Source organism: Pantoea sp. GW821-FHT03E06 (genome assembly GCF_059420725.1).
Genome location: NZ_JBWKUG010000001.1, coordinates 1,659,637 through 1,680,608 on the forward strand (window position 1 = coordinate 1,659,637; position 20,972 = coordinate 1,680,608).

The 20,972-nt window shown below is 57.1% G+C and carries 19 protein-coding genes; 13 read left to right on the forward strand and 6 right to left on the reverse strand.

What is annotated here, in order from left to right; genetic code table 11:
• Positions 1–14 precede the first annotated feature (14 nt).
• The 7 genes from AC07WB_RS07710 (at position 15) to AC07WB_RS07740 (ending at position 7,540) form a co-directional block, all read left to right on the forward strand.
• Positions 15–956, forward strand: coding sequence for a D-ribose ABC transporter substrate-binding protein (locus tag AC07WB_RS07710; RefSeq protein ID WP_494940266.1), 942 nt, complete (start codon positions 15–17; stop codon positions 954–956).
• A 13-nt stretch (positions 957–969) separates the two neighbouring features.
• Entirely contained in the window at positions 970–1,569 is a 600-nt protein-coding gene (locus tag AC07WB_RS07715; protein WP_494940267.1) for a DUF2291 family protein, read from the forward strand.
• Positions 1,569–3,083 (forward strand): sugar ABC transporter ATP-binding protein, encoded by a 1,515-nt coding sequence (locus AC07WB_RS07720; RefSeq protein ID WP_345829899.1) that lies wholly within the window; start codon positions 1,569–1,571, stop codon positions 3,081–3,083. The genes AC07WB_RS07715 and AC07WB_RS07720 overlap by 1 nt, the downstream gene beginning before the upstream one ends.
• A 1-nt stretch (position 3,084) precedes the next feature.
• A complete protein-coding gene (locus AC07WB_RS07725) occupies positions 3,085–4,191 on the forward strand; it encodes an ABC transporter permease (RefSeq protein ID WP_097094198.1) in 1,107 nt (368 codons plus the stop codon).
• 88 nt (positions 4,192–4,279) lie between these two features.
• The gene (locus tag AC07WB_RS07730; RefSeq protein WP_345826861.1) at positions 4,280–5,113 is read left to right on the forward strand and encodes a transketolase; all 834 of its coding nucleotides are present in this window, start codon (positions 4,280–4,282) and stop codon (positions 5,111–5,113) included.
• The gene (locus tag AC07WB_RS07735; protein WP_494940268.1) at positions 5,106–6,050 is read left to right on the forward strand and encodes a transketolase family protein; all 945 of its coding nucleotides are present in this window, start codon (positions 5,106–5,108) and stop codon (positions 6,048–6,050) included. Before AC07WB_RS07730 ends, AC07WB_RS07735 begins: the two co-directional genes overlap by 8 nt.
• Before the next feature lie 2 nt (positions 6,051–6,052).
• Entirely contained in the window at positions 6,053–7,540 is a 1,488-nt protein-coding gene (locus AC07WB_RS07740; RefSeq protein ID WP_494940269.1) for an FGGY family carbohydrate kinase, read from the forward strand.
• A 42-nt stretch (positions 7,541–7,582) separates the two neighbouring features.
• On the opposite strand, the gene AC07WB_RS07745 is transcribed toward AC07WB_RS07740, so the two are convergent.
• The gene (locus AC07WB_RS07745) at positions 7,583–8,317 is read right to left on the reverse strand and encodes a flagellar brake protein (RefSeq protein WP_494940270.1); all 735 of its coding nucleotides are present in this window, start codon (positions 8,315–8,317) and stop codon (positions 7,583–7,585) included.
• Between the two features lie 185 nt (positions 8,318–8,502).
• Here AC07WB_RS07745 and AC07WB_RS07750 point away from each other — a divergent pair, with 185 nt between their 5' ends.
• Complete coding sequence (locus tag AC07WB_RS07750) at positions 8,503–8,751, forward strand: GlsB/YeaQ/YmgE family stress response membrane protein (RefSeq protein ID WP_008102737.1); 249 nt, start codon at positions 8,503–8,505, stop codon at positions 8,749–8,751.
• A 65-nt stretch (positions 8,752–8,816) separates the two neighbouring features.
• Here the strand turns inward: AC07WB_RS07750 and AC07WB_RS07755 are convergent, their stop codons facing one another.
• Both AC07WB_RS07755 and treA read right to left on the reverse strand, forming a co-directional pair.
• Positions 8,817–10,916: a TonB-dependent siderophore receptor gene (locus AC07WB_RS07755; protein ID WP_494940271.1), complete on the reverse strand. Its 2,100-nt coding sequence runs from the start codon at positions 10,914–10,916 to the stop codon at positions 8,817–8,819.
• Positions 10,917–11,181: 265 nt separating this feature from the next.
• A complete protein-coding gene (gene treA / locus AC07WB_RS07760) occupies positions 11,182–12,861 on the reverse strand; it encodes an alpha,alpha-trehalase TreA (RefSeq protein ID WP_494940272.1) in 1,680 nt (559 codons plus the stop codon).
• A gap of 207 nt (positions 12,862–13,068) precedes the next feature.
• Here treA and ghrA point away from each other — a divergent pair, with 207 nt between their 5' ends.
• The 3 genes from ghrA to AC07WB_RS07775 are packed head-to-tail and all read left to right on the forward strand — an operon-like array spanning position 13,069 to position 15,357.
• Positions 13,069–14,007 (forward strand): glyoxylate/hydroxypyruvate reductase GhrA, encoded by a 939-nt coding sequence (ghrA, locus tag AC07WB_RS07765; RefSeq protein ID WP_345826857.1) that lies wholly within the window; start codon positions 13,069–13,071, stop codon positions 14,005–14,007.
• A gap of 24 nt (positions 14,008–14,031) precedes the next feature.
• Positions 14,032–14,769, forward strand: coding sequence for a phosphatase (locus AC07WB_RS07770; protein WP_097094190.1), 738 nt, complete (start codon positions 14,032–14,034; stop codon positions 14,767–14,769).
• A gap of 27 nt (positions 14,770–14,796) precedes the next feature.
• The gene (locus AC07WB_RS07775; protein ID WP_345826856.1) at positions 14,797–15,357 is read left to right on the forward strand and encodes a TorD/DmsD family molecular chaperone; all 561 of its coding nucleotides are present in this window, start codon (positions 14,797–14,799) and stop codon (positions 15,355–15,357) included.
• Positions 15,358–15,360: 3 nt separating this feature from the next.
• Here the strand turns inward: AC07WB_RS07775 and AC07WB_RS07780 are convergent, their stop codons facing one another.
• Complete coding sequence (locus AC07WB_RS07780) at positions 15,361–16,722, reverse strand: CoA transferase (RefSeq protein ID WP_345826855.1); 1,362 nt, start codon at positions 16,720–16,722, stop codon at positions 15,361–15,363.
• A gap of 47 nt (positions 16,723–16,769) precedes the next feature.
• Positions 16,770–17,654, reverse strand: coding sequence for a DMT family transporter (locus tag AC07WB_RS07785; RefSeq protein WP_400455464.1), 885 nt, complete (start codon positions 17,652–17,654; stop codon positions 16,770–16,772).
• 189 nt (positions 17,655–17,843) lie between these two features.
• Here AC07WB_RS07785 and AC07WB_RS07790 point away from each other — a divergent pair, with 189 nt between their 5' ends.
• Positions 17,844–18,569, forward strand: a complete 726-nt coding sequence (locus tag AC07WB_RS07790; protein ID WP_494940273.1) for a glutamine amidotransferase — start codon at positions 17,844–17,846, stop codon at positions 18,567–18,569.
• Here AC07WB_RS07790 and AC07WB_RS07795 read toward each other — a convergent pair.
• On the reverse strand, positions 18,557–19,120 hold the full coding sequence (locus tag AC07WB_RS07795) for a class I SAM-dependent methyltransferase (protein ID WP_097094185.1): 564 nt from the start codon (positions 19,118–19,120) through the stop codon (positions 18,557–18,559). The genes AC07WB_RS07790 and AC07WB_RS07795 overlap by 13 nt on opposite strands.
• A gap of 308 nt (positions 19,121–19,428) precedes the next feature.
• Here AC07WB_RS07795 and exaC point away from each other — a divergent pair, with 308 nt between their 5' ends.
• Complete coding sequence (gene exaC, locus AC07WB_RS07800; protein ID WP_494940274.1) at positions 19,429–20,949, forward strand: acetaldehyde dehydrogenase ExaC; 1,521 nt, start codon at positions 19,429–19,431, stop codon at positions 20,947–20,949.
• The last annotated feature ends 23 nt before the right edge of the window (positions 20,950–20,972 follow it).

Here is a 20,972-nt window from a genome sequence, read left to right on the forward strand (position 1 = left end):
ATCGGAGATCGCCAATGAAAGCCTCTGTTCTTAAAGTCTCTCTACTTGCTTCACTCATATTGATATCGGCAGCGTCGCTGGCGGCGGATAAGGGGCTGCTGGCCATCATCACGCCATCGCATGACAACCCGTTCTTTAAAGCGGAAGCCGACGGCGCGCAGGAAAAAGCCAAAGCGCTGGGCTACACCACGCTGGTGGCCTCGCATGATGATGACGTCAACAAGCAGAACCAGTTGATCGAAACCGCTATCGCGCGCAAAGCCAAAGCCATCATCCTTGATAACGCCGGCGCTGATGCCACCGTTGGACCGGTACAAAAAGCCAAAGATGCCGGTATTCCCACCTTCCTTATCGATCGTGAAATCAACAAAACCGGTATCGCCGTGGCACAAATTGTCTCCAACAACTATCAGGGCGCACAGCTCGGTGCGGAGAAGTTCGCAAAGCTGCTGAACGGCAAAGGCGATTATGTGGAGCTGCTGGGTAAAGAGTCGGATACCAACGCGGGCGTGCGTTCGCAGGGTTATCACGATGTGCTGGACGATTATCCCGATCTGAAAATGGTGGCACAGCAGAGTGCCAACTGGAGCCAAACCGAAGCGTTTAGCCGGATGGAAACCATCCTGCAGAAGAACCCCAACATTGTCGGCGTGATCTCCGGTAACGACACCATGGCGCTGGGTGCGGAAGCGGCGCTGAAGGCGGCGGGCAAAACCAACGTGATTATCGTCGGCTTCGACGGCAGTGATTACACCCGCGACTCCATCATCAACAAAGGCAATATCAAAGCTACCGTGCTGCAGCCGGGCTGGGATCAGGCGCAAATGGCGGTTGAGCAGGTGGATTATTACCTGAAGAACGGCAAAGCGCAGAAAGAAGAGAAGCAGCTGATGGATTGCGTGCTGATTGACGACAGCAACGCCTCGAAGCTGAAAACCTTCAAGCTGGCGCAATAAGATGGTGGTCGGCATGAAGGAGAAGATGTTGGTCGCGCTGCTGACGCTGATGTTAGCCGCCTGCACCGTGGTAGATCTGGATGCCAACGGCAATCCCATCATGCCGAAAGATCCTCACGCGCAGCCGGGTTACCGCGATCAAACCCCGCAGCAGATCGCGGAATCGAGCTGGGCCAGCCGCGTGCAGCAGCCCGCAGAGAAACAGGCGCTGAGCTGGGCCGATATGGAAACCAAAAGTCATACCGTCAAAACGGGCGGCAGTGCAAGCGTGTTCGTGCGCGCCTCTGGCACGGTGACGGCATTTGACAACAGCAATGAGCGTGAGCGCAGCCTCACCATGACCATCAACGGCAAGCCGGTGAAGGTGTTGATTGGCCCGGTGTTGCGCGGCAATGCCATTCGCGACGCCGCCGGCTTTCGTTTTGAAGAGTTCACCAATCAGGTGCAGTACGCGCAGCTGACCAAAGCGCTCAATCGCCATGCGGTGCAGCAGTTGCCGACGGTTGATGCCCGCTGGGTCGGCAAACCGGCGCAGGCGCTGCTGGCCGTCAGCATGGGCGCGGGCACGGTGGACGATGCAGTGGCACTTCAGCTGCAGCAGGGGAATCCATGATGAGCGATGAAATCATTCTGCAGGCTAACCAGATGTCGATGCTGTTTCCTGGCACGCTCGCGCTAGATCGCGTGGATTACCGCGTATGGCGCGGCAAGGTCAACGTCATCATTGGCGAGAACGGGGCGGGTAAATCGACGCTCATGAAAATTATCGCCGGCGTGCAGCAGCCGACCAGTGGTGAAATGCTGCTTAACGGGCAAAAAGTGGCGTTCAGCAGCACGCGTGACGCCGCGCGCCACGGCATCGGCATGGTGCATCAGGAACTTAACCTGTTTGAAAACCTCAGCGTGGCAGAGAACATTTTTCTTGGTCGCGAAATTCAGCGCGGCATACGTCCGATCAACGAAGCCGAGCAGAAACGCCGCACCGCTGCGCTGATGCAGCGCCTCGATCAGCCGATTTCACCGGATGAGAAGGTCGGCAACCTCAAAGTTGGCCAGCAGCAGCTGGTGGAGATCGCCAAAGCGCTGGCGGAGGATGCTGACATTCTCATCCTCGACGAACCCACCTCGGCGCTGAGCAAAACCGAAGTAGAGATGCTATTTCGGGTGATCCGCGAACTGACGCGTCAGGGCGTTTCCATCATCTACATCTCGCATCGGCTGGAGGAGTTGATGGCGATTGGCGATGTGATCACCATTCTGCGCGACGGCCGGTTTCAGGCTGAAGCCCAGGTGAGCGATATCGATGTGCCGTGGATCGTGCATGAAATGCTCGGCAGCGATCCGGTTAACACCTTCCTGCCAGCGAACCGGCAGTTTGGCGCACCGGTGCTGGAAGCGGAACACATCACCTGCGTCAGCCCGAATGGCAATACGTTGGTGGATGACGTCAGTTTCCAGGTGCGTTCCGGCGAAATCGTCGGCATTTACGGCTTAATGGGCGCCGGGCGTACCGAGCTGTTTGAGTGCTTACTCGGCACCCAGCGTAACTATTTGGGCAAGCTGTGGCTTGATAGCAAACCGCTGCCGACGCGCCTGCCCACCGCAGAACGCATCCGCATGGGGATGAGCCTGGTCCCGGAAGATCGCAAACGCTCAGGCATTTTTCCCATCTCGTCGGTGGCGAGCAATCTGACCATCGCCAGCCTGTGGCGACGCCTCTCCCATCGCACCGTGATTTCTGAGCAGGCCGAACGCGACGTGGTGGCCAGCACCGTTGGCAATCTGGCCATCAAAATCTCCTCGCCGGATGTCGCCATCAGCGCGTTAAGCGGCGGTAATCAGCAGAAAGTGGTGATTGGCCGCTCGCTGCTGACCAACCCGCGCTTGCTGCTGCTGGATGAACCGAGCCGCGGCATTGACGTCGGTGCAAAAGGCGAAGTGTTCCGCATGATGGTGAAGTTATCGGAGCAGGGCATTGCGGTGGTGTTCTCCACCTCGGACCTGAAGGAAATTATGGCCGTTGCCGATCGTATCCTTGTGATGTCCGGCGGCAAACTGACTGCTGACCTGCCGCGCGCTGAAGCGGAAGAGGCGGCGCTGGTTAAAGCAAGCGCACAAGGGTTCTGATATGAAAAATAACGGCGCGCTCGCGCTCTCAACGCCGGGCAAAGCGTTCAATTCACGCGAAAGCCTGATATTGCTGTTGTTAAAACTGCGCACCTTTATTGCGCTGTTTCTGATTGTTGGCTTCTTTGCCATCACCGTGCCGGATTTCCTTGCGCCCGGTAGCCTGGTGATCATGGTGAAACACATCGCCATTAATGCCTTCCTCGCGCTTGGTATCACCTTTGTCATTATCACCGCGGGCATCGATCTTTCCATCGGCGCAACGCTCGGGCTGTGCGGCATGATTGCCGGTTGGCTGATTACCAAAGGCATTGTGCTGCCGATGTTCGGCATCGCCATCTTCCCCAGCGTGTGGGTGATTGTGCCCATCGTGCTGCTGATTGGCGGCGTGATTGGCGCAGCTAACGGCTGGATTATCACCCGCTACAACGTGGCGCCATTTATCTGCACGCTCGGCACCATGTATATCCTGCGCGGCACGGCGATGCTCACGTCGGGGGGCGAAACCTTCCCCGGTCTGCAGGGCAATGCGCTGCTGGGCAATACCGGATTCGACAAGATTGGCGCGGGCTATTTTCTTGGTTTGCCATGGGCCATCTGGATGATGGTGCTATTGGCGCTGATCATTGCTTACGTCGCGCGGCGCCTGCCCTTTGGCCGTCAGGTTTATGCGATTGGCGATAACGAACGCGCGGCGGAGCTCTCGGGCGTGAAGGTGAAGTCGATAAAAATCTGGGTATACGCCATTTCCGGCTTCTGTGCGGCCATTGCTGGCATCGTGGTCTCGTCACAGCTGGTGGCCAGCCATCCGGCTAACGGCACTTCATTTGAAATGAACGCCATTGCTGCCGTGGTGCTCGGCGGCACCTCGCTGGCCGGTGGGCGCGGCACCATTCTCGGCACGCTGATTGGTGCTTTCGTTATCGGCTTTCTCGCCGATGGTTTGATCATGATGGGTGTCAGCGAGTTCTGGCAGATGGTGATTAAAGGCATCGTGATTATCGTGGCGGTGATCATCGACCAGATGCAAAGTCGCATGCAGCAGAAAGCGGCAGTGGTGGCACAAAAAGCGGTGATTGAGGAGAGTGCCAGTCCGGCAAAAAGGTAATCGGTTGGGTGCAGGCGTAGTGAGTCTGCACCTTTTTTTCTTTATCGGGAATATATATTCATTGTCGATTTAAAATTCAGAGGTGTTTATGAATCCTTTCAACTACTCGATAGCGGATCTGGCTGCCAAAGCGCGTGCCGTGCGCCGCCGCATCATCCAGCTTAATGCAGGCAGCCCGGCTGGTGGGCACACGGGGGCCGATCTCTCTCAGGTGGAGATTTTGACCGCGCTCTATTTCCGCATCCTTAACTGCGCGCCGGATCGCACCAACGATCCCCAGCGAGACATTTATATTCAGTCGAAAGGCCACGCGGTTGGCGGTTATTACTGCGTGCTGGCGGAAGCGGGTTATTTCCCCACCGAATGGCTGCCGACGTATCAGCATGCTGATTCACCTCTGCCGGGCCATCCGGTACGGCAGAAAACGCCGGGCGTTGAGCTAAACACCGGCGCGCTGGGTCACGGTTTACCGGTCGCCGTCGGCATTGCCTTAGCAGCGAAGAAAGATAACAGCGACCGACGCATATTTGTCGTCACCGGCGACGGAGAACTGGCGGAGGGCAGTAACTGGGAAGCGGCGCTGGTGGCGGCGCATTACGGCCTCGATAACCTGGTGATCATCAACGACAAGAACAAGCTGCAGCTGGCGGGCCATACGCGCGACATCATGAACACCGATCCGCTGCCGGAAAAATGGCGCGCCTTTGGCCTGGAGGTGAGCGAGTGTAGCGGCAATGACATGGCTGCCGTGGTTGAGGCCATCGAAAAGCTGCCACGTAACGGCGGCAAGCCGCAGGTGATTGTGGCGCATACCGAAAAAGGCTTCGGCATCTCCTTTATTCAGAGTAAACCGGAGTGGCATCACCGCGTGCCGAAAGGCGAAGAGATTGCATTGGCATTGGAGGAGCTGAAAGATGAGTAATGCAAAACACCTGGCGACGGTGATGGTCGAGGCTTTTATTGATGCGGTGAATCGCGGCGTTGATTTGGTGCCGGTGGTGGCGGATTCCACGTCAACCGCCAAAATCGCGCCGTTTATTCAAGCGTTTCCCCATCGCCTGATTAATGTCGGCATCGCAGAACAAACGCTGGTGGGCACCGCCGCCGGTCTGGCGATTGGCGGCAAAGTCGCCGTCACCTGTAATGCCGCGCCGTTCCTGGTTTCCCGCGCTAATGAGCAGGTAAAAGTCGACGTCTGCTACAACAACACTAACGTCAAACTGTTTGGCCTGAATGCTGGCGCCAGCTATGGTCCGTTGGCCAGCACCCATCACAGCATCGACGACATTGCGGTGATGCGCGGCTTCGGCAACATCGAAATCTATGCGCCATCCTGCCCGCTGGAGTGTCGCCAGATCATTGAGTACGCGCTGGCGCATGTCGGCCCGGTGTATATCCGCCTCGACGGCAAAGATCTGCCGCAGCTGCACGATGAAAACTATCAATTCCGTCCTGGCCAGATTGATGTTCTACGTGAAGGTGATGACATCGTGCTGGTGGCGATGGGCTCCACCGTTCACGAGGTGGTGCACGCCGCTGAGCAACTGCATGAACAAGGCATTAGCGCGGGTGTGATCGCCATTCCATCGATTCGACCTTGTGATACCCAACGGCTGCGCGAGCTGTTAAATCACTATCCAGCGGTAATCACCGTGGAGGAGCATAACGTTAACGGCGGCGTCGGCAGCCTGGTGGCAGAAGTGCTGGCTGAAGGTGGCTGTGGTATTCCGCTATTACGTTTGGGCATACCGGACGGCGAGTACGCCATTGCAGGCGATCGCGCTTCAACGCGTGCTCGTCATGGCATTGACGCAGCCAGCGTGGTGAAGCGTGCAGTGCGCATCTGTGCAGGAGCGTAAAAATGGCAGGTTCGTTGATACTGGCGATTGATGAAGGCACCACCAACGCGAAAGCGATTGCGGTGGATCGTGCTGGAAACGTGGTGGCGCGCGCTAGCCAGCCGCTGACGCTGGAACATCCGCAGCCGGGCCTGGCCGAGCAGGACCCGCTGGCGATTTGGCAGGCGGTAAAACAGGCGGTGAGTGATTGCCTGGCGCAGTGCGCAGGCGCGGAGGTGGCAGCGGTGGCGATCAGTAACCAGCGCGAATCGGTACTGATCTGGCAACGACATAACGGCGAGCCGTTGACGCCGCTCGTGAGCTGGCAGGATCGTCGCTCGGAAGCCTGTTGCCGTGATTTACGTATGGCGGGTAAAGCGCCGCGTATTACGGGTCTGACTGGATTAGCGGTCGATCCAATGTTTCCTGCCGCCAAACTCACCGGCATGCTCGCCGCGCTGCCGAAGGGTTTGGTGCGTGCGCAAGCCGGTGAACTGTGCATCGGCACGGTAGACAGCTGGCTGAGCTGGCAGCTGAGTCAGGGCGAAAGCTTCGTTACCGATCATGCTAATGCGGCGCGCACCCAACTCTATAACCTGCACAGCGGCGACTGGGATGATGAACTGCTGGCGTTATTCCACATTCCACGCGCGGCGCTACCGCAGATTGTGCCGTCGGCCAGCGCCCATGGCGTGGTAACACGTCATGATATTCCCGGTTTAACGCCAGGCACGCCAATTCTGGCACGCATCGGTGATTCGCACGCCGCGCTGCAAGCGCAGCGCAGCGGCAACCAGGAGGTGGTGAAAGCGACTTACGGCACCGGGTCGTCATTAATGATGTCAATGGCGACGCCGTTGCTCACCGAAAATGGCCTCAGCACCACGGTAGCCTGGCACGACGGCACGCTGCGCTACGCTTTTGAAGGCAACATCACCCATACCGGATCGGGTGCCGCGTGGCTTGGGCGCATGCTCGGCGTTAGCGATCCGCGCGAACTTACGGCGCTGGCCCAGCGCAGCGAGCACAATCAGGGCATCTATTTTGTGCCAGCGCTCTCCGGCCTGGGTGCGCCATGGTGGGATCTTAAAGCGCGCGGTATGGTGTGCGGGCTGACCGATGCGGCGACGCCAGAAGTACTGGCGCGCGTGGCGCTGGAATCGATCGCTTTTCAGATTGCGGATGTGTTTTTCGCGATGGAACAGGCTAGCGGCGTGCGGTTGCCAGCGTTGTGCGTTGATGGCAGCGCCACGGAAAACAGCTGGTTGATGCAGCTGCAGGCGGATGTATTGCAGCGGCCACTTAAGCGAGCGCCAACGGCAGAAGTCTCCGCATTGGGCGCAGCGTTATTGGCGGGCCGCCAACTTAACTGGTGGCAACAGGGCAGTGAGATGCAGGCATTGCAGGGCGGCAGCGTCATTGTGCCGCGTGAGGAGCAGGCGAAAAGCATGCAGGATAATTATCAGGGGTGGCTTGATGCGGTGGCACGCTGTCGCTATCAGCCGCATTGACCGGTGCGGTTTTCGTAGGGTGCGCATTGATGCGCACCTGGGTTACTGGAATCGATTCGCTTTATCACGCGCCAGACGCTCCAGCGCAAAAATCACCTGCTGCAGCTGACGTTCCTGAAGGGGCTCGATGGCGGTAAAGCGGAAGCTCAGGCGTGGCGTCACGCGGGTTTCATTCTTGCTGGTAACGATGCTACGTTCGCCAATGTGCAGCAGCTGCGCAGTCACCTCGAAGTGACCATATTCCGCCAGGTCAACGCGGAGATTTTTAAAGGTATCGCCGCGATTCAGACCCTCAGGCAGCGCTTCGTCCGACAGCACGCCAACGCCGCCCAGTGACAGGTCCTGCAGACGGAAACGCGCAGTGCGGCCGTCGGGCCATTGACTGTGGCAATAAAAAACGGGCTCCAGCGGCGCGTTTACGCGGAAAAATTCGCGGCGCTGAATCTGCCACACCAGGTCGGGCAGCGAGGCGGCGAAAGCAGGCAATCCTTCGAAGTCGATACGCTGTAAACCGCTGAGGCCAAATTCCACTTTCGCACCGTGTGTTTCTGCGGCGATATTCACTTCGCCCCCCTGCAGCGCTAAATCGTTATCAAGCGCGTTGCTGCCAAGGTCAAAGATCACCTGGTCCTCATCGGCTGCCAACAGGCGGCTGATAAACTGCCCACGTGAGAAACTCACCATCAGCGGCGTTTGAAAACGCAGCAGGTCCTTCATGACCCCCAAAACCGCTAATGTGCCTCGCTTGAGGTATTGTTCTTTATCGGCTTCACCCACGTCCTGCTCCACTTATCCGATTATTGTTTTACGCGCGCTAAAGTTATCCGTCAGTTATCGGCACCGCTACGCTAAGCTTTAACATGCCAACGATGTCTTACTGCGACAATTTGCGAGGCAGATCAAAAAATCCCGTCTATACTTGTTGCGGTGAACACATTGATTAATAACGTAAGGAGCAGTAAATGGGTATTCTTTCATGGATTATTTTTGGTCTGATTGCCGGTATCATCGCTAAGTGGATTATGCCGGGCAAAGATGGCGGCGGCTTTATCATCACCGTGGTGTTGGGTGTGGTAGGTGCGGTGGTCGGTGGCTGGATCAGTACCCTGTTTGGTTTCGGTAAAGTTGACGGTTTCAACTTCGGCAGTTTCGTGGTGGCGGTAATTGGTGCCATCGTGGTGCTGTGGATTTACCGCAAAGTTCGAAGTTAACAGCGCAAAAATGATTTAATGAAATCCGCCATCCTTGCAGGGATGGCGGATTTTTTTATGTCAGGTTAAAAGTCGTAGCCTACCGTTGCCATTACGGTGCGCTCGGCGCCGCGATAGCAATAGCCGGTGCCATAACAGGCCGCCAGATACTTTTTATCCGTCAGGTTGTTGGCATTGACCTGCAGCCAGGCGCCTTTCAGCTGTGAATTCCACGCACCAAGATCCGCGCGTACCGATGCATCAAACAGCGTTACGGATGGCAAACGCGTGGTGTTTTCGTTATCTGCCCACTGTTTGCCGATATAGCGCACACCGGCACCGGCGCTTAAGCCATAATCAAACTGATAATGACCCCATAAAGACGCCATGCTGTTCGGCGTGACATACGGCGTATGGCCATCGTTGCCGTCCACGGAATCTTTGAAGCGCAGATGATTCAACGTGTAACCGGCGATGGTGCTGAAACGCGAGGTCAGCTGATTGCGTGCTTCCAGCTCAATACCCTGTGAATGCACTTTGCCCGATGGCGTATAAGTACCGTCCAGCACGTTACGGTTGGCGACATCATCCTGGGTCAAATCGTACACCGCGAGGGTGTACATATCACGCGTCCCGACCGGCTGATATTTCACACCCGCCTCATACTGCTCGGAAGTGGTCGGTTTCAGCTGATTACCATTAGGATCGGTTAATGACGCTGGCGTAATCGCCTGGCTCCAGCTGACGTAAGGCGATACGCCATTTTCGAAAGCATACAGCAGTGCGGCGCGTCCGCTGATGTGATCGTCCTGACGACGGCTGGTGCCGTTTTCCGACACGATGCGATCATAGCGACCGGAAAGATCCAGATGCCAGCGATCGAGCTGCAGCTCATCTTGTAAATACAGGCCGGTTTGATAGTAGCGGCGCGTTTGCGAGGTCCAGGCGAAGTCCGGCATGATGCCCACTTCATCGCCGTTCCAGGCATTCAGCGAACTGGCAGCTCCGCTGGCTTCGGTAATGTCATTTTTGTAGCGATGATACTCGGCACCCAGCGTCACGCGATGCTGCACGGCGCCCGTCGCGAAATCGGCCTGCAATTGGTTGTCGTTAGCCCATGCGCTCAGTGAAGAGCGTTCGCCGGAGAAATAGCGATTCAGCAGGTCCGGATTGGTGGCATTCCAGCCAATTTGATACACCTGATCAAGCGCGGTATTCGAATGGCTATAGCTGCCGGTAGAGTGCACGGACCATACATCGTTAAAGCGATGTGAGAAGTCATAGCTATAAATCTGTTCGTGGCGCTTGAACTGATCGTAGGCGCTGTCGCCCTCGTAGAAACTGTCGCTCAGCTTACGGCCATTGTGGCTGTAAAGCGTACCTTCAGCCGGCACCGAACCGTGATAGCCGCCAGAAGGATCTTTTTGCAGATAGGCGCGCAAGACTAAATTGGTGTCTTCACTCGGCTGCCACATCAGCTGCGGTGAAATCGCATACTTCTCTTCACGGGTGTGATCGTACTGGGTATCGCTGTTACGCGTGATGCCGGTTAAGCGGAATGCCCACTGATCGTTGATGGCGTTGGTGTAATCAAACGCGGCGCTGTTGGTGGCGTTGGTGCCGGTCGAAAGGCGGAAATGGCCCTCTTCAGCGAACTGCGGACGCTTACTCACCATATTCACTAAGCCGCCAGGTACGGTTTGGCCGTAGAGCGCGGAAGAGGGGCCTTTTATCACATCAATGCGATCGAGAAACCAGTTATCCACCTGCAGGATGTTGAAACTGCCGCCATCGCTCATGACGCGCAGGCCATCGAGGAAGGTGTTATCAACATCGCCACCGTGGAATCCACGCAGGGCAATGGTGTCGTAGCGCGTAGCGGCACCGCCAAAGTTGGTGAATACGCCTGGCGTGTAACCGAGCGCCTGATTGAGATCCTGTGCGCCCTGATCTTCCATCTGCTGACGCGTCACCACCGAAATGGACTGCGGCGTCGTGATCAACGGCTGATCGGTTTTACTGGCACCGCTGCTGCGCGTGGCGAGATAGCCTTGCGTGGGTGATGTTGCGCTCTCTTGCGGCTGAGCCGTGACAACAATCGATTCTTCAGCGAAGGTTGCGGCGGGTAATGCCAACGCAAGTGCGCACAGCATGCGGCCACGTTTCAGGGTAAACAGCGATGTCATGAGGGTTCCTGTTGTTATTAATGGGAATAGGTATCGATATTAGATTGAGAATTATTATCTTTTAATGCGGGTGTTTCAAGGTGTGAATTTGTTGTAAGAAGGTTGTGAGAAAATTGCACAGAGTGGCGAGTGGATTGCCTTTTATGGCATGAGGTTGGTGGATTAAGCGCAAGCCTGGTCGCCATGAATGGCGACCTTACGACAGGATGAAGTGGTTTTTGTAGGGTGCGCATTGATGCGCACCGGGAACCAATGAGGAAATAACTTACTTAACGCTGGTCAATGCCGGCATATTGGGAATATCGCCGGCGCTATTACAGGTTTTGTCTTTCGGGCAGTATTTGTCGAGCAGTTTCAACGTCACGCCGTTGGTCCAGCCAAAGCCATCCTGCAACGGATATTCACCGCCGCCGCCGCCGCCCAACTGAGCGCCTTCAACCACGTACTTCTCAACCAGCTTATGCTCCTTGTCATACGTCGCCTGTACGTTTTGCAGGAAGCGTTGACCAATCTGCTGTGCCAGCTTCGGTTGCTTATAATGCTCGAGACCTTCCACCGCAACCCATTGCAGCGGTGCCCAGCCGTTTGGCGCATCCCATTGCTGGCCGTTATTTACCGTGGTCGTAACCAAACCGCCCGGCTTCAGCAGCTGTTTCTCGACTGCGGAAGCGGTGCGTTCGGCTTGCTTATCGCTCGCCACCTGCATGTAAAGCGGGAACAGCGTCGCCGCCGTCAGCTGTGGATGAATCTGCTTTTTCTGGAAGTCGTAATCGGCATACCAGCCTTGTTTGTCGTTCCACAGATAGCGATTGATAGCCGCCTGACGTTTTTCCGCATCCGCCGCAAACGCTTTGGCTTTGTCATCCTGCTTGTCCAGTTTTGCTGCTTTGGACAGCGTTTGCTCCAGATGGAACAGCAGGCTGTTGAGATCGACCGGCGCTAGCTGGGTGGTGCGGATTGAGGCCAGATTATGCGCATCGGTAAACCAGCGCGAACTGAAATCCCAGCCTGAAGCCGCGCCCGCACGCAGGTCGCGATACACCTGCTGCTTATTACGCTCTGGCGCTTTGTTCGCCGTCGTCACGTCATCCAGCCAGGATTCGGTACGCGGCGCATCACGATCGTCCCAGTAACGGTTCAGTAGCGTGCCATCGCTAAGTTTGATAACACGTTTGCTGGCCTGGCCGGGCGCCACTTTGTCGCTATCCGCCATCCAATAGTCGTACTCTTTCTGCAGCTGCGGCAGGTATTGGCGATAGACATCATCACCTTTATGCGTCGCTAACAGGTCAACCATTAAACTGAAGAACGGTGGCTGCGAGCGGCTGAGATAGTAGCTGCGGTTGCCGTTAGGAATATGGCCATATTTGTCGAGCTCGGTAGCGAAGTTCTCCACCATATCCTGCACGCGATCCCAGTGGCCGCTCTCGGCCAGGCCCAGCATGGTGAAGTAGCTATCCCAGTAATAAACCTCGCGGAAACGTCCGCCTGGCACTACGTAGGGTTTCGGCAGCGGCAGCAGTGAATCGTACTGGCTGGCGCTCTGTGCGGTGCGCGTCAGCACCGGCCACAATCCATTAATGTGTTCGCGCAGGCTTTGACCGGCGGGCGGCACATATTTTTCCTGCTCTTGTGGCAGCGTAAAGTTGCTATCGACAAAATGCTTGAGATCAAAATTGCGCTGGCCCTTTTGCATCTGCCAGTCGGCCAGAATCGAAGAAGGATTCGATTTCGGTACCGCGTCGGCGAAGGTTTTCTGATCAGGGTAAAATTTAGCCTGCTGTACCGCATTGAACAACGGTCCCAGGCGCACATCCGGTGGCTGCGGTTGGTTGCTTAGCATGCGGCTTTGGTCATCGGCGTGTGCGGCGCTGGCACCCGCCAGCAGCGCGGCACTCAATAAAAAAGTCAGACGCGCGGGCGTAAATACGGCATTTTTTATCATCGGTTTTTCTCCTTGTCCGAAAAGGTGGTGTGCTAACGCATTGACCACCCGAACAACTTTAGTCGTTATCGCGCCGCTTAGCCTCGCATAGCGGTGGAAATGTGAAGCATCCTGAATTAATCACGCGAGAAATTGCGTGAGGCGACGGTTTTTGCTTGCCCTGTATCGCTATTTGCCTGAGGCTGAAGGCAAAAAAAGGAGAGCAGTATGGAGATTATCTGGTATCACCCGTCGCTGGCGCCGCAAAGCTGGTTGGACGGTTTGCAGCAACGTTTACCCGAAGCGCGCGTGCGCCAGTGGCAGCCGGGCGACAATGCGCCGGCCGATTACGCGGTGGTACGTTCCCCGCCCGTTGAGATGCTGGCGGGGCGTGAGCTAAAAGGCGTGTTTGCGATGGGGGCAGGAGTAGACGAAATCCTCAAACAGCTGCGCGACAACCCCCAGATGCTAGCTGATGACGTGCCGCTGTTCCGCCTGGAAGACACCGGCATGGCGCGTCAGATGCAGGAGTATGCCAACTGGTGCGTGTTGGGGTGGTTCCGCCGTTTCGCTGAATACCGTCAGCAGCAACAGCGGGCGCAGTGGCAGGAGCTTGACGCTATCGATCGCGAAAACTTCACCATTGGCGTGTTGGGCGCGGGTGTCCTTGGCCGCAGCGTGTTGGAAAGCCTGCGTCAGTGGGGATTCCCGTTGCGCTGCTGGAGCCGCTCCGCCAAACAGATTGACGGCGTGCAGAGTTTCCACGGGCGCGATCGGCTGAATGCTTTCCTCGATGGCACCCAGGTGCTGATCGATCTGCTGCCCACCACACCGGAGACCACGAACTTAATCGATAGCCAATTGCTGCGCGTATTGCCGCACGGTGCCTGTTTCCTTAATCTGGCGCGCGGTGCCCATGTGGTAGAAGCCGATTTGCTGGCCGCGTTGAACAGCGGCAAGCTTGCCGCCGCAGCGCTGGATGTGTTCCAGACCGAGCCGCTGCCGCAGGATCATCCGTTATGGTCTCATCCGCATGTCACAATTACGCCACATACTGCGGCCATTACTTTACCGGGTGAGGCGATGGATTACATTGCGGCTGCCATACTTGCTGTGCAGCAAGGCCAACAGCCGAGCGGTTTGGTCGATCGCCGACGCGGTTATTAATTCACATTGAGTCAGGAGATGAAGATGTATCCCGTTGATTTACATATGCACACCGTCGCCAGCACCCATGCTTACAGCACGCTGCATGATTATGTCGCTCAGGCGAAACAAAACGGCTTGAAGCTGTTTGCGATTACCGATCACGGTCCGGATATGGCCGATGCGCCGCATTATTGGCACTTTGTCAACATGCGTATCTGGCCACGCGTGATTGATGGCGTCGGCGTGTTGCGCGGTATTGAAGCCAACATTAAAAATCAGCAGGGCGAAATTGATTGCAGCGGCCCGATGCTGGACGCGCTGGATTTGATCGTGGCGGGCTTCCATGAACCGGTGTATGCGCCGCGCGATAAAGCGCATCACACCGAAGCGATGATTGCGGCGATGGCGGGCGGGCAGGTGCATATTATTTCGCATCCCGGCAACCCGAAGTTCCCGGTGGATATCCGCGCAATTGCTGAAGCTGCGGCGCATTACGATGTGGCGCTGGAGATCAATAACTCCTCGTTCACCCATTCGCGTCCGGGCAGCGAACCGAACTGCCGCGCCATTGCGGAAGCGGTGCGCGATGCGGGTGGTCGTCTGGCGTTTGGTTCTGATTCGCATACGGCATTCACGCTCGGACATTTCGAACACTGCCTTCGCATCACCCGCGAAGTGGATTTTCCTGAAGATCGCGTGTTAAATGTCACGCCGCGTCGCCTGCTCGATTTCCTCGAACAGCGCACCGGCAAACACATTGCTGAATTTGCTGATTTTTAACTTTTTTGCCTCAAGGAATTCTGTTGCATGAATGAGTTTTCCATTCTCTGCCGCGTCATCGGTTCGCTGTTTAATCGTCAACCTCAGGATCCGCTGTTGGTGCCGCTGTTCACTCTGCTGCGTGAAGGCAAACTGCAACAGCAGTGGCCGCTGGAGCAGGACGAACTGTTGTCGCGTTTGCAGCAGAATAGCGATCCGCAGGCGCTGGCTGCTGACTATAACGCTCTGTTTGTTGGCGGCGAGTGCAGCGTTCCGCCGTATGCGTCACAGTGGCCGAACGGTGTCGCTGAAGCGGACGTGCGCGCATTTCTTAGCGCACGCGGCATGCCGCTGAGCGACGCACCGGCCGATCATTTCGGCGTGCTGCTGCTGGCGGCATCGTGGCTGGAAGATCAGTCGGCAGAGGATGAATCCGCTGCGCAGCTGGCGCTGTTCGACGAGTATCTGCTGCCGTGGTGCGGCGCCTTCCTTGGCAAAGTGGAAGCTCACGCTACCACGGCATTTTATCGCACGCTGGCGGCGCTCAGCCGGGAAGCGATTCAGGCGATGTACGACGAGCTGAACGAAGAGCAGGGCGACGACGCCTGAGTATCACCAGCTTGCTGCGCTGCTGCCGAGCTTCACGCCTGGCGTAGCGCAGATCATTGGCGTGCCGGGCAGATATGCCGCGGCACGCAATCTCTCTGCAATCCCCCACTGATTAATCTCAATGGTGCTAAGTGCGTCATCGTGCTGTGCATGAATACCGTTTTGCCGATTTCCCGGTGCGGCGCCGTGCTGCTGCAACAGACGCGCGGTGCGGGCCAGTGACAAACGTGCCTGCCAGCCCACCCCTTGCGTGAGACGCTGACGTAAACCTTCCAGCACCGCCGCCGCCATCAGATAGCCGGTTGCGTGATCGAGCGCTTGCACCGGCAGCGGTGTCGGCTTGCCGCTGCCGCTCCAGCGCATGCCTTGTTCGGCAATGCCGCAGCCCATCTGCACCAGGCTATCGAATCCGCGCCGGTTGCGCCACGGGCCGCTCCATCCCCACGCATTCAGACTGACATCCACCAGCCCTGGCGCCAGCTGGCGTCGGGCGTCCGCATCCAGCCCCAATTTTTCCAACGCATCGGCGCGGTAACCGTGTACCAGTACATCGCTGTGCTGCAATAGCTGGCACAGCTGTTCGCGGCCCGCGCGGGATTTGAGATCGAGACGCGCGCAGCGTTTGCCGTAGGTGATATCTTCTTCCAGCGTCGGCTCCTGCCAGTTCGGCGGATCGATGCGCAGCACCGTTGCGCCAAGGCTGGCAAGAAAGCGTGTCGCCACCGGGCCGGCAATGATCCGCGTGAGGTCCAGCACGCGTACGCCGAGCAGCGGCCGCGCGGGCGATAATGGCCAATCTGGCGTTGGCGCTGCGTCGCTGGCCTGCTGGGCGATCAGCGGTTCCTGTTGCACCGCGCTGCCTTGCGGGTGCTGCAGCCATTGCGCTTCGCTGCGCATCTGCGCGGCGCAGCCGCCTGCCTCAATCACCGCCTGTTCCAGCGCGGCGGCGGGCCAGCGCGCCACGGCATGTGCCAGAGCGGCTCGGTTGGCCTGTTGGCCAAGCACCTGCTCCATTGCCGCCCGATGATGCGCGGCGTTGGTATGCAGGCGGATCCACCCGTCGGCGCTGGCATAATCACCGGCAAATTCATCCCAAAGCGCGGCAGGTGGACGATTCAAGGGGACAACGCTGTGTTGAAACCAGCGTGAAGCGAGGCGTACATTGACGCTCACCGGCCGGGATTGGCCAAGTAAATCGCTCAGCGCCTGGCTGGCGAGGCCAATACTGGTGGCCGCCAGTTCGCTAACGGCGAAGGCAGAGGCGAAGGTATCGGGTTGGAGAAAAGTGAGCGTGGGAAGCGGGTCCGCGCCACGCAATCCCTGCCACATTTGCTGCCACAGCGCGGCAGCACGTTGATAATCCATGTTGAGTCTCCGGATAACGCGCGAAACTCAAGCATAGCAGAGCGAATTTAACGGCGGCGTAAACGCGGAAACCGCGCGTGCATGCGCAGGTTGCGCAGGTTAATCACCGCAATTGCCGTACCTAAAATCACCAGCGAAGCGCCGAGAATTTTAAAGCTGTTCATGCTATCGCCGAGCACCAGCACGCCCATCAGCACCGCCAGCACCGGCGTCAGCAGCGAGTAGGGCATGATCAGGTTGACGTTATATTTCTTCAGTAAGGCGTACCACAGCGTATAGGCCACAATAGACGAGGCGATAGCGCTGTAAAGAATGCCAAACCAGCCGCGCCAGCCCGCGTGGCTCAGCGCATAAAACTGCTGTGATTCAGTGAGCCAGGAAGCCGCGCCAACGATGGGCACGGCGAGGAAGGAGATCCAACCGGTGAGCGTCAGAGGTTTGATCGGCGGCGATTTTTTTACAATCATATTGCTGATTGCCCAGCCAAAGGCGCTGCACAGTAAGATACACAACACCCACCAGGCAGGAATGGTTGGACTGCCCGAGAGCACCGCCACGCCGCTTAACGAAATGGCGATACCTATCAACTGCACCAGCCGCAGTTTCTCTTTCAATATTACCATCGCCAGCAGCATGGCAATCGGCGTACCGAGTTGCACCACGATGGCTCCGGTGCCGGCATCGGTGTAGCGCATGCCAACAAACAGCAGCGAGAAGTGCATAAAGCCGAAGGTGAACGCCAGCGTCAGCAGCCAGGGGAGTTGCTGGCGGGTGATGCGGCAGAAGGGGATCAGCACAATCGCCACCACCACAAAGCGCATCCAGGTAAGAAACAGCGGCGGAAGTTCCAGTAATCCCCACTTTACCGCCACGTTGTTGAAGGCCCAGATGGAAACCACCATCAGAACCATAAAAAAATGCCGCACTGCCACAATGTCTTCCTTCACGGATTAATCAAAATAAGCTCCGCCTAATGATGGCATGAAGGTGATGACTTCGGGCACAGGCGGCAAAATTTTTTCTTTCGCGCATGCGCTTATGCAGGAAAAAATAAGACATGTCGCTGATTTACTGGCAAAGTGGATGTCCGAAACACGACCATTATGAGGAACGTATTCGGCATGACACAGACCCGCGCTTTACCCCTTGCCCTGATTCAACTCGACGTTCCGCCGCAGCAGGTTGTGGCGCAAATTGGTGAACAACCTCAGTGGTTTATCGACGCGCTGCAACTGCAGCCCGATGACTATGTGATTGTGCGTCCGCATCTTGGCGATGATTTTCCGGCGTTTGACCGCGTCAGCGGTGCGATTCTTAGCGGTTCCTGGGCGATGGTGACCGATCACGCCGACTGGAGCGAACGTACTGCCGCATGGATCCGGGGCGCGCTCGAAGCCGAATTGCCGCTGCTTGGCGTCTGCTACGGCCATCAGCTGATGGCATATGCGCTGGGAGGCAAAGTGGGCGATAATCCGAATGGTTGGGAGCGTGGGCTCAAACCGCTCACGCGGAGCGAATGGGCAAAAAGCGATCCGTGGCTGGCCCCTTTGCCGGGTGAATTCCAGGCGTGGCTGTCACATCGCCAATCGGTATTAACGCCGCCGCCCCATGCGCAGGTGCTGGCGAGTTCGGCGCTCGATGGCTGCCAGATTTTGCGTTATTCACCGCAGGCGCTGTCGGTACAATTTCATCCCGAGTTTACCCGCAGCATCATGACTGCCTGTTTACCGGCTGGCATCAGCGATGACGGCACGCCATTAACGGGCGAAGATTGGTCACGTGAACTGTTGCGCAGCTTCTGGCAGCAAACGCGGCCGCAGCCGCGCGTGCAGGCTCAAGGTGCGTAATGCCGCGTGCAGCGGTAAACCCATGCGGGTGGCATGTTCTTCAGCACGCGTTGGCGCTCCCAGGTGAAGTAGCGTGACAAATTAGGCTGGGTAAACGAGGTGTATTGAAACTGCACAAATACGCCGCGTGGACCCAGCGCATCATGCACCGCATTCAAAATGTTATCGCGCGTCGCCGGCGGCAATGACAGCAGCGGCAAACCAGAAAAAATCACATCATATTCGCCGGAAAGATACTCCGCAGAACAGGCGCGCACCTGCATGCGCGGGTCCGGTAAGCCGCGCAGGCTTTTAACCAGCTCCGGGCTAATTTCGAACACATCCAACTGGGCTTGCGGCGACATGCGGGCCAGCAAATGGCGCGTCAGTACGCCGTCACCGGCGCCGAGTTCAGCGATACGCAAACTGTGATCCCAATTCACCGCATCACACATGGTGCGGCACAGCGCGGCGGAAGAGGGCGTGATGCTGCCCATTTTGCGCGGGTTGCGGATAAATTGCTGAACAAAGTTCGCTTTGGCGCGCATTAACGTCAGGGCTGAAGCCAACATCTGTTTCTCCTGGTTAGTATCCTGCTTCATATTGACCGCATATTTCGCCTATGTTTCGTTTTTTGCAGCATCACCGGGAAAACTCGGAATTATCTGGCGCCTGTTGCGCAAAAGCGCGCAATAAATAACGTAATGCCGATCGGTTAAGCGCGTTGTTTATCGCGCATCGCACCCTCTATTGCGCCGGATTCCCACGGTGAGGTCACAGTTTCCGGCTCTGCGATCTGACAGGCTGGCATTGATCGCTCAATGTTAATAACAAGTTTCACAGTTGTTAATGTCCACTCAGTCCCGCAAGGAGGAATACCATGCGTTACGCTGCTCCAGGAGAACAAGGTTCTCTCATTACTTTGCAATCGCGTTATGGCAACTTTATCAACGGCGAATTTGTTGCGCCGGTGAACGGTAATTACTTCGTCAACACCTCACCGATTAATGCTTCAACCATTGGCGAGTTTCCACGTTCGGATCGTGCGGATATCGATAACGCCGTAGCAGCGGCGCAGGCGGCGGCCGATGCATGGGGCAAAACCGCACCGCAGGCACGTTCACTGGTGCTGCTCAAAATTGCCGATCGCCTTGAAGAGAATCTGGAATACATCGCGGTCAATGAAACCTGGGATAACGGTAAACCAGTGCGCGAAACGCTGGCGGCCGACCTTCCGCTGGCAGTCGATCACTTCCGCTATTTCGCCGGTTGCGTGCGGGCACAGGAAGGCACCGCCGCAGAGATTGATGAATTCACCGCCGCCTATCACTTTCACGAACCGCTCGGCGTGGTGGGCCAAATTATCCCGTGGAACTTCCCGCTGCTGATGGCCGCGTGGAAACTGGCTCCGGCGCTCGGCGCAGGCAACTGTGTGGTGCTAAAACCCGCCGAACAAACGCCGCTGTCGATTACGCTGTTTATGCAGGTGATCAAGGATTTGGTGCCGCCAGGCGTGATTAACGTGGTCCACGGCTACGGCAAAGAGGCCGGCGAAGCGCTGGCGTCGCATCCGGGGATCGCCAAAATCGCCTTTACCGGTTCCACCGCAACCGGTGGCCATATTCTCGAGCTGGCCGCGAAAAGTTTGATTCCGTCAACCGTCGAGCTGGGTGGTAAATCGCCAAACATTTTCTTCGAAGACATCATGGATGCCGAAGAGAGCTTTATCGAGAAGGCGGCAGAAGGCGTGGTACTCGGCTTTCTCAATCAGGGCGAAGTGTGTACTTGCCCATCACGCGCGCTGGTGCAGGAGTCGATCTTCGAGCCGTTTATGGCGGCGGTAATGAAACGCATCAAAACCATCAAACGTGGCGATCCGCTGGATACCGAAACCATGATTGGGGCGCAAGCGTCGCAGCAGCAGTTCGACAAGATCCTCTCCTATCTGGAAATTGCGCAGCAAGAGGGCGCGCAAGTGCTGCACGGTGGCGGGGTGGAGAAAATCGGCGAGGAGTTTGCCAGCGGCTACTACATCCAACCGACCTTGCTGAAAGGCGATAACAGCATGCGCGTGTTCCAGGAAGAGATCTTTGGGCCGGTGGTTGGCGTGCTCACCTTCAAAGATGAAGCGGAAGCGCTCGCCATCGCCAACGACTCGATTTACGGCCTGGGTGCAGGCGTGTGGACGCGGGATATTAATCGCGCCTATCGTATGGGACGCGCGATTAAAGCTGGACGTGTGTGGACCAACTGTTATCACCTCTATCCAGCGCACGCGGCGTTTGGTGGCTATAAGAAATCGGGGATTGGCCGTGAAACCCACAAAATGATGCTCGATCATTATCAGCAGACCAAAAATCTGCTGGTGAGCTACAGCACGCAACCGCTGGGCTTCTTCTAATCGACGGCGGCAGCGGGGCGAAC